The organism is Tardiphaga sp. 839_C3_N1_4 (genome assembly GCF_051811045.1).
Taxonomy (GTDB): Bacteria; Pseudomonadota; Alphaproteobacteria; order Rhizobiales; family Xanthobacteraceae; genus Tardiphaga.
The window spans coordinates 2,030,543-2,042,943 of record NZ_JBPWQD010000001.1; the positions used below are offsets into that span (position 1 = coordinate 2,030,543).

11 protein-coding genes are annotated in these 12,401 nt (G+C 63.8%); 2 read left to right on the forward strand and 9 right to left on the reverse strand.

Going from position 1 to position 12,401, the window contains the following annotated elements; all coding sequences use genetic code 11:
• The first annotated feature begins 85 nt into the window (after positions 1-85).
• The gene (locus tag AB8A38_RS09820) at positions 86-895 is read left to right on the forward strand and encodes a DUF4239 domain-containing protein (protein ID WP_175367176.1); all 810 of its coding nucleotides are present in this window, start codon (positions 86-88) and stop codon (positions 893-895) included.
• Positions 896-961: 66 nt separating this feature from the next.
• Here AB8A38_RS09820 and murB read toward each other — a convergent pair whose 3' ends face one another.
• From murB to AB8A38_RS09835, 3 genes are all read right to left on the reverse strand, one after another.
• Positions 962-1,843, reverse strand: coding sequence for a UDP-N-acetylmuramate dehydrogenase (murB, locus tag AB8A38_RS09825; RefSeq protein WP_439088486.1), 882 nt, complete (start codon positions 1,841-1,843; stop codon positions 962-964).
• A 44-nt stretch (positions 1,844-1,887) separates the two neighbouring features.
• A complete protein-coding gene (murC, locus tag AB8A38_RS09830) occupies positions 1,888-3,291 on the reverse strand; it encodes a UDP-N-acetylmuramate--L-alanine ligase (protein WP_439085839.1) in 1,404 nt (467 codons plus the stop codon).
• A gap of 162 nt (positions 3,292-3,453) precedes the next feature.
• Positions 3,454-4,626 carry an MFS transporter gene (locus tag AB8A38_RS09835; RefSeq protein ID WP_439085840.1) on the reverse strand — a complete coding sequence of 391 codons (1,173 nt, stop codon included), beginning with the start codon at positions 4,624-4,626 and terminating at the stop codon, positions 3,454-3,456.
• A gap of 130 nt (positions 4,627-4,756) precedes the next feature.
• On the opposite strand from AB8A38_RS09835, the gene AB8A38_RS09840 reads away from it, so the two are divergent.
• Entirely contained in the window at positions 4,757-5,659 is a 903-nt protein-coding gene (locus tag AB8A38_RS09840; RefSeq protein ID WP_439085841.1) for a LysR family transcriptional regulator, read from the forward strand.
• 18 nt (positions 5,660-5,677) lie between these two features.
• Here the strand turns inward: AB8A38_RS09840 and AB8A38_RS09845 are convergent, their stop codons facing one another.
• The 6 genes from AB8A38_RS09845 to mraY form a co-directional block, all read right to left on the reverse strand.
• Positions 5,678-6,712 carry a phosphotransferase gene (locus AB8A38_RS09845; protein WP_439085842.1) on the reverse strand — a complete coding sequence of 345 codons (1,035 nt, stop codon included), beginning with the start codon at positions 6,710-6,712 and terminating at the stop codon, positions 5,678-5,680.
• A 49-nt stretch (positions 6,713-6,761) separates the two neighbouring features.
• Entirely contained in the window at positions 6,762-7,865 is a 1,104-nt protein-coding gene (murG, locus tag AB8A38_RS09850) for an undecaprenyldiphospho-muramoylpentapeptide beta-N-acetylglucosaminyltransferase (protein WP_439085843.1), read from the reverse strand.
• Positions 7,862-9,010: a putative lipid II flippase FtsW gene (ftsW, locus tag AB8A38_RS09855; RefSeq protein WP_116660795.1), complete on the reverse strand. Its 1,149-nt coding sequence runs from the start codon at positions 9,008-9,010 to the stop codon at positions 7,862-7,864. The genes murG and ftsW overlap by 4 nt, the downstream gene beginning before the upstream one ends.
• An 86-nt stretch (positions 9,011-9,096) precedes the next feature.
• Positions 9,097-9,789 (reverse strand): uridine kinase, encoded by a 693-nt coding sequence (locus AB8A38_RS09860; protein WP_439085844.1) that lies wholly within the window; start codon positions 9,787-9,789, stop codon positions 9,097-9,099.
• A 118-nt stretch (positions 9,790-9,907) separates the two neighbouring features.
• A complete protein-coding gene (gene murD, locus AB8A38_RS09865; protein WP_439085845.1) occupies positions 9,908-11,305 on the reverse strand; it encodes a UDP-N-acetylmuramoyl-L-alanine--D-glutamate ligase in 1,398 nt (465 codons plus the stop codon).
• Positions 11,306-11,309: 4 nt separating this feature from the next.
• Positions 11,310-12,392: a phospho-N-acetylmuramoyl-pentapeptide-transferase gene (mraY, locus tag AB8A38_RS09870; protein ID WP_068732324.1), complete on the reverse strand. Its 1,083-nt coding sequence runs from the start codon at positions 12,390-12,392 to the stop codon at positions 11,310-11,312.
• Positions 12,393-12,401: the final 9 nt, after the last annotated feature.

Consider the following 12,401-nt stretch of genomic DNA (forward strand, 5'->3'; position numbering starts at 1 on the left):
AATAGCATCACGCTAGCCGAGTCATATAATGCCTTGTCGGAGGCGGTTTTGCGAGCCCGCCCCGCGGTGACATGGAAGCGACCTGATGATCAGAGCCTGGCTCGAACTCTCTACCTTCGGCATCTTCGCGACGCTCGGCACCATCTATTACGGAGTCGCACTGATCCTCGTGGGGCTGACCTCCAGCCGGCTGCTGTCGATGCGGCTGAGGTCCATCCACGGCATCGTCGCGCCTTTCTTTTCCTCGGTGGCCATCCTGTTCGGCCTGCTCACGGGCTTCCTTGCCAGCGACGTCGGCGACCGCAACCGCCAGGCCGTCCGCGCCGTTCAGATCGAGGCCGGCGAGCTACGCAACATCCATACGCTGAGCGTGGCATCGGTCACTGACATGTCCAACATACGCGCCGCGCTGAAGGCCTATGTGACATCGGAAGTGACGGAGGAATGGCCGGCAATGCTTCTCGGCCTGAAGTCGCCGCGCACCGATGTGGCCTATGACAGCCTGCTGCGCGAAATCAGCGATCCCGCCATCACGCGCGACGCCAGCAACACAGTGCATGGGGCGCTGATGGGCGCCTCGATCCGCGCCGGGACCGCGCGCAACGACCGGCTCAGCCTGTCGACCGACCACACCAACGATCTGAAATGGACGTCGGTCCTGCTGCTCGGGCTGATCACGCAACTGGCGCTGGCGCTGGTGCATTTGGAACGTCCGCGGGCCATGCTCGCGGCGCTCACGGTGTTCGCCAGCGGCGCCATCGTCGCGCTCGGCATTATCGCGCTGCAGGAACATCCGTTCGACGGCGCCTTCCGCGTCGCCCCTGCGCCACTGGAAAATCTGCTGAGCATCAGCGAGGCCGGGCCTGCGTCGGCACTACCGCCACCGCCGAAATAGCAGCCAAAGCGTTTCCGAGCGAAGTGGTGCCGGTTCGCGTCAAGGAAACGCGTCAGACATATTGTGCTACGGCGCAACGCCGATCCGCTTGATTTCCCAATGCAGGTCGATGCCCGACTGCGCCAGCACGCGTGCACGCACGGTCTCGCCGAGCGTTTCGATATCGCTCGCCGTGGCATCACCGGTATTGATCAGGAAATTGCAGTGCATCTCCGACACCTGCGCGCCGCCGACGCGCAGGCCGCGGCAGCCTGCAGCATCGACCAGCTTCCAGGCGGAGTGACCGGGCGGGTTCTTGAACGTCGAGCCACCGGTCTTTTCACGGATCGGTTGCGCGGTCTCGCGATGCGCCTGCACCTCGTCCATCCGCGCGCGAATGGCTGCCGGCTCTGTAATCGTTCCGCGAAATCTCGCCGAGGTGAAGATGATCGACGGTGAGACGCCGGAATTGCGATAGACGAATTGCATGCCGGCATTGTCGAAGACGTGCTTCGTGCCATCGCGGCCGATGCCGGTCGCCTCGATCAGTACATCCTTGGTCTCGTCGCCATTGGCGCCGGCATTCATCCGCAGTGCGCCGCCGATCGATCCGGGAATGCCGAAATAGAATTCCAGCCCGCCGACATTCGCTGCTGCCGCCGTTTCCGCCACGCGCTTGTCGAGCGCGGCCGTGCCCGCGCTGACGATATCGCCTTCGGCTGATGTTGCACCGAAGCCGCGCGGGCTCAGGCGAATGACGACACCTTCGATGCCGCCATCGCGCACGATGAGATTGGAGCCGACGCCGACGACGGTGACCGGGATCTCGCTCGGCAGCTTCGACAGAAAGTAAGCGAGGTCATCCTCATCCGCCGGCGTGAACAGCACCTGCGCGGGGCCACCGACGCGGAACCATGTCAGCGGCGCAAGGGACTCGTTCGCGAGCAGACGCCCGCGCAGATCGGGCATCGTAGCTTTGAGATGGGGTGTGATGTCGGGAAAGCTAGCCACGCTTAGCCCAGCGCCTTCAATTCGCCCGGCAATGCGTAAGCCCATTGCGTGATGTTGCCGGCGCCGAGACACACGACCGTATCGCCACTCTTGGCGACACCGGCGACCAACCCCGCAAGCGCCGCCGACTCCTGCAGCGGGATCACCTCGCGATGGCCGTGGGCGCGCAGGCCGAGCACGAAATTGTCGCGATCGATGCCTTCGATCGGCGCTTCGCCCGCGGGATAGACGTCGGCGACGATCACCGTGTCAGCGTCGTTGAAGCAGGTGCAGAATTCCTCGAACAGCGACTGCAGGCGGGTGTAGCGATGCGGCTGCACCACGGCGATGACCTTGCCCACGGTGCTTTCACGCGCGGCGCGCAGCACGGCGGAAATCTCCACGGGATGATGGCCGTAGTCGTCGATAATGGTGACGCCGTTCCACTCGCCGGTCTTGGTGAAGCGGCGCTTGACGCCGCCGAAGCCGGCGATGGCCTTGCGGATCGCCTCATCGGACATGCCGAGTTCATGCGCGACGGCAATCGCCGCCGTGGCATTCAGCGCGTTGTGACGACCGGGCATCGGCAGCAGCAGATTGTCGATCTCGTGCGATGTGCCAGCCTTGCGATCGCGGAACGCGACCTTGAAGCTTGAGCCGCCATTGGCCGGCTTGAGGTCAACCAGCCGTGCATCGGCCTGCGGGTTCTGTCCGTAAGTGATGATGCGGCGATCCTCGATCTTGCCGACGATGCTCTGCACCACGGGGTGATCGATGCACATCACGGCGAAGCCGTAGAACGGCACGTTCTCGACAAAGTGGCGGAACGCGTCCTGCACGGCGTCGAAGGTCTTGAAGTGATCGAGATGTTCGGGATCGACATTGGTGACGATGGCGACATCCGCGGGCAGTTTCAGGAAGGTGCCGTCGCTCTCGTCGGCTTCGACGACCATCCATTCACCGGCGCCGAGCCGCGCATTGGTGCCATAGGCATTGATGATGCCGCCATTGATGACGGTCGGATCGAGCTCGCCGGCATCGAGCAGTGCCGCCACCATCGACGTGGTCGTGGTCTTGCCATGGGTGCCGGCGATCGCGACGCAGGACTTGAGGCGCATCAATTCGGCGAGCATCTCGGCGCGGCGCACCACGGGGATGCGCTGGGCGCGCGCAGCCATCAGTTCCGGGTTGTCGCGCTTGATCGCGGTGGAAACGACGAGCACGTCGGCGCCTGATACGTTATCGGCCTTGTGGCCGACATGAATGGTGATGCCCTTCTCGCGCAGACGATTGACGTTGGCGCTTTCGGAGGCGTCGGAGCCCTGCACGGTGTAGCCGAGATTGCACAGCACCTCGGCGATGCCGCTCATGCCGATGCCGCCGATACCGACAAAGTGAATGGGTCCGATTTCGCGCGGCAGTCTCATGGGGTGTCTCTATCGTTCGTCATGCCCGGCGGCGCGCCGGGCATCCAAGCTCGTTGGAGCAGATGACTCCTTCAAACAGACGTGGATGGCCGGGACAAGCCCGGCCATGACGAAAAAGACGGAAATTTGGCTTGCGGATCAGGCGAATCCGCCTCGAGCACCCTATTCCGCCGGTGCTGGAACCACTGCCGGTGCGCGATCCGCGCGATTGGCAATGAGCGCCACGGCAACCCCGGCCAGCGGCGCGAGCGCCGCAACCCATGGCACCGCGTTCAGACCGCCATGCGCGATCACCGCGCCGCCAAGCCAGGCGCCGATGGCATTGCCGAGATTGAACGCGGCAATGTTGAAGCTCGATGCGAGACTCTGGCCGGCGCCCTGGGCCTGACGCAGCACCGCCATCTGCAAGGGCGATGCGGTGGCGAAGGCCGTGGCACCAAGCAGCGCGATAGCGATGATGACGGCGACCTGATTATGCGCGGCGAAGGTGATCAGCACGAGCGTCACGGCCAAGGCCAACAGGCTGCCGAACACGCTGCCCGCGGGCCAGCGATCGGCAAGACGTCCACCGGCGAGATTGCCGACGATGGCGCCGGCGCCGAACACCAGCAGGATCGGCGACACGGCAGCATCCGAGAAGCCGGAAATCTTCGTTAGGATCGGCGCGACATAGGTGAACAGCGCGAAGATGCCGATCCAGCCCAGAATTGTTGTGAGCAGACCGAGCAGCACCTGGGGCCGCGCCAGCACCGCGAGATCGTCGGACAGCTTGCTGTGTTCTTCCGGCGCCTTGACCGGTGGCACCAGCAGCGCCACTGCGGCCATCGCAACCATTCCTACCAGCGTCACCGCGTAGAAGGTCGCGCGCCAGCCGAAGCCCTGCCCGAGCCACGTCCCGAACGGGACACCGAGAATGGTCGCCACCGTCAGGCCGGCGAACATGATGGAGATCGCCGAGGCCTTCTTGTTCTCGGGCACGAGACTGGTTGCGACCACGGAGCCCACGCCGAAAAATGTGCCATGCGCGAAGGCCGTCAACACGCGGGCCGCCATCAGGCTCCAGTAATCCGGCGCCAGTGCGCAAGCGAGATTGCCGATGGTGAAGATTGCCATCAGCACCAGCAGCACGGTTTTGCGCGGCCAGCGGCTGGTGGCGATGGTCATGATCGGCGCGCCGAGCACGACACCCAGCGCATAGCCTGAGATCAGCAGACCCGCGGCCGGGATCGACACGCCGAGGTCGCCGCCGACCTCGATCAGGAGACCCATGATGACGAATTCGGTGACGCCAATTCCGAAGGCGCCGGCGGTAAGCGCGTAGAGTGCGAGAGGCATAATCGTATCCCGTGCGTGAAACGGGCCAGATGCCCGACAACGGGAGATGTGGACCTCCTGACATTGATGAGATAGACGTGGCATAGGCACAATATTTATGAATTGAATTCATTCAATAGATTGAAACCAGATGTCACGACTGGACGTCAACCGCTCCGGCGAGATGGAAGTGTTCACCCGGGTGGTCGAACTCGGCGGCTTCTCCACGGCCGCGCGCGCCTTCCGGATGACGCCGTCCGCCGTGAGCAAACTGGTGGCGCGGCTGGAAGCGCGGCTCGGCGTGCGGCTGATCAACCGCTCGACGCGCAAGCTGCAACTCACGCCGGAAGGCAGCGCGTTTTATGAGCGCGCCTTACGCATTCTCGACGAGATGGGCGCAGCCGAACGTGAAGCCGCCATCGGCGCAACACCATCAGGCCTGCTGCGCGTCAACACCAGCGTGCCGTTCGGCCTGCGTCTGTTGCTGCCGCTGCTACCGGACTTCGCGAAGCGCTATCCCGACATCAAGGTCGAGGTCGTTCTGACCGATCTCGTGGTGGATCTGCTCGAAGAGCGCGCCGATGTCGCCATTCGCGTCGGCTTGATGCGCGAGTCACGACTGCTGGCGCGCAAACTCGGCGAGAGCCGGATGGTCGTGGTCGCCTCGCCCGGCTATCTCGCCGAGCACGGCACACCAAAGACGCCGGACGATCTCGCTGACCATAATCTGCTGCGCTTCGGCTTCGCCAAGTGGGAGAACGGCTGGCCGTTCAAGATCGGCGGCGAGACAATCGCCGTGATGCCGTCAGGCAATGCCCTCGTCAGCGACGGCGAAGCGATGCAGCACCTCGCCGTGGCCGGCATGGGCGTCGCGCGGCTCGCACGTTTTCATGTCGAAGCCGATATCAAGGCCGGTCGGCTGGTGCCGGTGCTCGAAGCATTCAATCCCGGCGACATCGAACCGATCCACGCGGTGTTTGTCGGCCATGGCGGACAGTTGCCGGCGCGCGTGCGGGCGTTTCTGGATTATCTGGTGGAGACGGTGAAGCTGTAGCGTTTCAGCATCTCGTCATCATGCCTCCGCTGTGCCCATCAACTGAAAGGCGCTAATCGGCGGAGGCAGACCCGGCGGTTTCTCGCCCGTGAAAAATGCAGCGAGATACATCTTTCCAAGCAGATGCCTGGTCTCCAACGCGTCGGGCGCCAGCCGCCCGTCGCGTAAGGCTTGCTGGAATTCCGTAAGTGTAGGAGCCGAGAGATCCGTGTCCGGCACCAAGCGCGACGCGGTTGCTACGGCGCTGAACTGGACGCCCGCATAGAACAGACGGGTAAGCGCGCGCATCAGTTTGAGTCGATCGCGCAAGCTGCGATCAGGCGGGTGACCAAGCCATGCCTGCAAAAGCACCTCTTCGAGTTCAGGTGACGGCGCAAAGTTATCGAGCATGGTCGCCATGTCGACGACCGGGTCGTTGCAATAGGCCGACTCCCAGTCGACCAGCCACAGACGCTCGCCATCGAACAGAAGGTTGCGCGGCAGGATATCGTTGTGGCTGGAAACCGCCTCATCGCTATTCCACGTATAGGCGCCGCGGAGGTCTGCCAGACGCTGCGTGTGGGCATCGAGCACACCAGGCGCAAACAGATTTGTGCGGCAGACATGGGCCCACAGCCGGGCGGTGATATCCGGATAATCGACGAAGCGCCCGAACCTCGGCGTCGCCTGCAGGCGACGCAGCATTCCTCCCAGAGCTTGCGCCAAAGCGTGAGGACCGCCGGGATAGGACTGCAGAGGCTGTTCGACGATGAAGTCCATCACCGCCACGCGGGCGACCTCGTCCACATGATAGAGCCGCGGCGCGATTCCTGCCTCTGCAGCGATGCGCATCGACGTATATTGGTGCGGATTACGCAGCGGACTGGCAAGGCCCTCCATCCGCAACACATAACGGCGGCCGCCGGCATCAACGCGATAGACAAAAGCGCCCGAGACGCCACCCGGAATCGGCCGGATGAAATCGATGGTTGCAGAACCGACGGTCGCCCTGAGCGCAGCCTGCGCGATCTCGCGGTGCGTCATCGGAATATTGGAAAGATACTCTCCGCTCATTGTCCCCCCGGCGAACCGCGTGGGGACAACGTGTAGCAGAACCGATGACCTAAATCTTCGCGACCTTGGCCACGAGGTCCGCCAGCCGTTCCGCTGCATCGAGCCGGCCGACCTTGCGCGCACCAGACGCCATTGCAGTCAGCCGCGCCGGTTCGCCGGCCAGTGCCGAGATTTCCGCTGCCAGACGATCCGGCGTGAAATCGGCCTGCGCAATACGAAGCGCACCGCCCGCATCCGCGAGCACGCCGGCATTGGCGAACTGATCCTGATCCAGCGCGCCGGGCAGCGGCACCAGAATGGAGGGCCGGCCGATGGCACCGAGTTCGGCGACGGTGCCCGCACCGGAGCGCGAGATCACCAGTTGGCTTGAGGCGAGACGCGCAGGGAGATCGCCGAAGAACGGCGCGAGCTCGGCCTTGATCTTAAGCTTGTCGTAGACGGCACGCACGCGGCTCATGTCTTCGTCGCGCACCTGTTGTGTGAGCACGAGGCGATTCCACAGCGCGGGCTCGAGACGCTCGATGGCGCCAGGCACGATATCAGCCATGATGCGCGCGCCCTGGCTGCCACCGACCACGAGCAAGCGGAATGGTCCGGTGAGATCCGGCGCCGCGTAGGGGACGGCAGCAGCGGCGAGGATCGCCGGGCGCATCGGCGTGCCTGTTGTGGTGGTCTTCTTCGACAATTCGGGATCGCGGTCGAGCACGCCGGGCAGCGATGTGGCGATGGCGCTGACCTTGCCGGACAGCATGCGATTGGCGCGCCCCATCACCGCATTGGAATCGTGGATCAGGCTGGGGATGCCGAACAGGCGCGCGGCGAACAACGGCGGCACTGTCGGATAGCCGCCGAAACCGATCACAGCCGCGGGCCTCAATGTGCGCATCAGATTCAGCGCCATCACCGTGCCGGCGGCGAGCATGACGCCGGTGCGCGCCAGCGAGATGGGATTGCGGGAGCGCACCGTCTCGCTCGGCACCACATCGATCATCTCGCGCGAGAACAGCCCGCTATATTTCAGCGCCCGCGCATCGGTGACGAGACGCACGCGCAAGCCCCGCTTCATCAGCGCGACGCCGAGCGCTTCCGCCGGAAACAGATGTCCGCCAGTGCCGCCCGCCGCAAGCAATATGAGAGGCGCGGTACTCATCACGCGTAAGTGCGCGCGACATGGGCGTCGATCGCCTCGACTTCAGTGCGCGGACGCATCCGTGTCAAAGCCAGCAGCATTCCGACGCTGTAGGCCAGCGATATCATCGACGAACCACCATAGGAGATGAAGGGCAGCGTCATGCCCTTGGCGGGGATCAGATGCAGATTCACCGCCATGTTGATTGCGGCCTGTACGCCAAACAGGATGGCGAGGCCCGAGGCCGCGAAGCGCGAGAACAGATCTTCGGTAGCATAGGCGCGCGACATCGCGCGGATCACGATGAAGGCGAACAGGCTGAGCACGGCGAGACACAACAGGATGCCGAATTCCTCGGCGCCGACGGCGAAGACGAAGTCGGTGTGGCTGTCCGGCAGGCTGCGCTTGGCGATGCCCTCGCCCGGCCCAAGGCCGAACCAGCCGCCATTGGAAAACGCTTCCATCGCGGTATCGACCTGGAACGTGTCGCCCGAGGCTGGATCCATGAAGCGTTTGATACGGCCGGCGACGTGCGGCACCAGGAAGTAAGCCATCAATAGCCCGCCCGCCGCGGTGGCGCCGAGGCCGAACACCCAGACCATCCGCATGCCGGCAATGAAGAACAGCGAACCCCAGGCCATCAGGATGAGCATGGTCTGACCGAAGTCAGGCTGCATCACCAACAGCGACACCAGCATCATCAGCAGCACGATCGCCATCGAGGTCGCCGGCATCTCCGGCTTGCGCGCGGATTCCGAGAACAGCCAGGCGGCAATGACCACGAAGGCCGGCTTGGCGGATTCCGAGGCCTGGATGTTGATGCCGAGAATGGTGATCCAGCGCTTGGCGCCTTTCACTTCCGGCCCGATCAGCAAGGTCGCCAGGATCAGCACGATGGAGATCGCGAACACGACAAGGGCCGAGCGGCGGATCTGCCGCGGCGTCATGAAGGACACGCCGATCAGCACGATGACCGACGGCACCAGGAACAGGATGTGGCGATTGAAGAAGTGGAACGGATCGAGCCCGATGCGCGTCGCCACCGGCGGCGACGCCGCCAGCGACAGGATCACCCCGGCCAGCATCAGCGCGATGATCGCCGCCAGCAGCAGGCGGTCCACGGTCCACCACCATTCGCTGAGCGGTGTGCGTTGTTCGCGAGAGATCATAAGCGCGTCCTGCGGGTCGATGAACTCCTATCGATGGGCCATCGTGGTTGCCAGACGGTTAATGGATTGTGAAAATTTGGCCCCATTCAGGGCGGCCAGCGACGGGCTGTGACTGCAGGGTGCGTGAAATCGGAATAGTCGATGACGAGATTCGCGCGGTTTTGCGGGTCATTCTCTTGAAGATACAGACGCTGGCCTTCGATATAGCGCCGGTTGGACGCGGCATCCACATCAGCCGATCCGTATCCGGGGCCGCGACCGGCGCCGCGCGGGATGGTGATGGCGAATGGCGCATCCAGAAAAATCGACAGGTCCCAGACGTCCCCGAGTTCCGGGCGGTGCAGAAAAATGCCATCGAAGACGAGGACAGCATCGGGATCGGCAATCGACCAGCAAGCGGCGACCGGGGCGTTCACGGTGTGATCGAAGATAGCAGGGCAATAGACGCGCGAGCCGCCGGGTCCGAGAGGGTCGAGCAGTACTTTCCGCAACTCAACATAATTGTAGGAGTCCGCGTAAAAGCCATGTGGAGAGGTTTTCCCCTGCCGGTATCGGATCTCGCGCCTGTTGTGAAAGCTGTCCACGGAGGCGCGGATAACGGGCCGTCCGAGCGTGCCGATTACACGCGCGAGCGTGTCCGCGAACACCGTCTTTCCTACACCGTCCACGCCATCGATGCCGACGCGGAGGATCGAGCCCGTCGCATGATGCCGAATAAATTCGGCGATCTCTGCGATCAGCGGCGACGTGTCCTTGCGATCATCCGACGGCTCAATCATCAACGCCCCCTGCACGGTGCGATCAAATGACCTCGACTGTTGGCTCCCAACAGCCGCGTGATATTCCCTCGACTGAGCCAGAACACGTCGGCTGATACTGGATCGTGAAGATCGCGCCTTAAACCGCCCTCACCCCATCCAGCGCCAGCACCAGTTCGCGAAACCGGTCGCCGCGGATCTCGAAATTGCGGAACTGGTCGAACGAGGCGCAGGCCGGCGACAGCAGCACGACCGGCTCAGTCAGCCCGGCGTCCGCGGCATCGCGCGCGGCATTGGCAACCGCGACGTCGAGACTGACGCTGATCTCATAGGGCACCTTGCCGTCCAGCGTCTGCGCGAAATCGTTGGCGGCTTCGCCGATCAGATAGGCGCCACGGATACGCGGGAAGAATTCGGCCAGCGAGGTGATGCCGCCTTCCTTCTGCTTGCCGCCGGCGATCCAGAAAATGTCGTTGAACGACGACAGCGCTTTCGCCGCAGCATCCGCATTGGTGCCCTTGGAGTCGTTGACGAACAGCGTCGTGCCCTGGCGCCCGACCTGCTCCATGCGATGCGCGAGGCCCGGAAAGCTGCGGAGGCCCTTTTGCAGTACGGCAGGACTGACGCCCAGCGCCAGTGCCACAGCCGAAGCACAGGCGGCATTCTGCGCATTGTGCAGTCCGCGCAGCGAGCCGATGCCGGCGATATCGACGAGATCGCTCTGCGCGCCGCCGGCATTGCGCACGATGGTGCTGCCACGGATGGTGAGGCCATCGGCCAGCGGATGTTCGACGGAGACGCGAACGACGCGCTTGCCGGATTGCTCGATGCGGTCGGCGGCCTTGCTGCACCAGTCGTCATCGACGCCAATGATCGCCGTGCCACCCGCCTGCACGCCGGCGACGAGACGCTCCTTCACCGCAGCGTAGTGCGCCAATGTGCCGTGACGATCGATATGATCGGGCGTGACATTGAGCAGGATGCCGACGGACGGATCGAGCGAGGGCGTCAGGTCGATCTGATAGGACGACATCTCGATCACATGAACGCGGCCGGCGCGCGGCGGCTCCAGCGACAGGATCGCGGTGCCGATATTGCCGCCCATCTGCGTATCGAAACCGGCCTCACGCATCAGATGCGCGACGAGCGCCGTCGTCGTCGATTTGCCGTTGGTGCCGGTGATGGCGACGAACGGCGCATCGGGCGCATGCAACTTGCGTTCGCGGCAGAATAGTTCGATGTCGCCGATGACCTCGACGCCTGCTGCTTTCGCAGCGACGACTGTCCAATGCGGCGCCGGATGCGTCAACGGCACGCCGGGCGTCAGGATCAATGCGGCAAAGGCACCCCATGCCACCGTGCGCAAATCGGCGGTAATGAAACCGGCCTGCGTGGCCGCGACCATCCTGTCGATGCTGTCGTCACAGGCGATGACTTCGGCGCCGCCCGCCTGCAGCGCGTGGCAGGACGCGAGGCCGGAGCCGCCGAGGCCGAACACGGCGACTGTCTTGCCGGCGAAGGATGTGACCGGGATCACGATCTCACCGCAGCTTCAGCGTGGAGAGGCCGACCAGCGCCAGCATCACCGAGATGATCCAGAAGCGAATGACGATCTGCGGCTCGGTCCAGCCCTTCTGCTCGAAGTGATGATGGATCGGCGCCATGCGAAATACGCGCTTGCCGGTAAGCTTGAAGGAGGTGACCTGCACGATGACCGAGACGGCTTCGAGCACGAACAGACCACCGATCACGGCAAGCACGATCTCATGCTTCACGGCCACCGCGATGGAGCCGAGCATGCCGCCCAATGCCAGCGAGCCGGTATCGCCCATGAAGATCGAGGCCGGGGGCGCGTTGAACCAGAGGAAGCCGAGGCCTGCGCCGAGCACCGCGCCGCAGAGTACAGCGAGTTCGCCGGTGCCCGCGACATAGTTGATCTGCAGGTAGTCGGAGAACACCGCGTTGCCGGCGAGATAGGCAATCATGCCGAACGAGGCCGATGCGATCATGACCGGCACGATGGCGAGACCGTCGAGACCATCGGTGAGGTTCACAGCATTGCCGGCGCCGACCACGATGAAGGCGCCGAACAGCACGAAGAACCAGCCGAAATTCACGATCACGTCCTTGAGGAACGGGATCACCAGCGAGGAGGACAGCGGATCGCGGCCGAGCTTGACGAAGGCGAAACAGGCGGCGCCCGCAATGATGAATTCGATCAGCAGACGCGTGCGACCGGCAAAGCCCTTGTGGCTCTGCTTGGTCACTTTCAGATAGTCGTCATAGAAACCGACAAAGCCGAAGCCGAGCGTCACGGCCAGCACGATCCAGACATAGGGATTGCGCGGATTGGCCCAGAGCAGCGTGGAGACCACGAGGCCGGAGAGGATCATCAGCCCGCCCATGGTCGGCGTGCCCACCTTGACCAGATGCGACTGCGGCCCGTCGGTGCGGATCGGCTGGCCCTTGCCCTGGCGCAGACGCAGATTGTCGATGATCCAGGGTCCGAACAGGAACACGAACAGCGCGCCGGTCACCACCGCGCCGCCGGTGCGGAAGGTGATGTAGCGGAACACGTTGAACACCGGCACGGTGCCCGCGAAGTCGATCAGCCAGTAGAACATTCAGTCCGC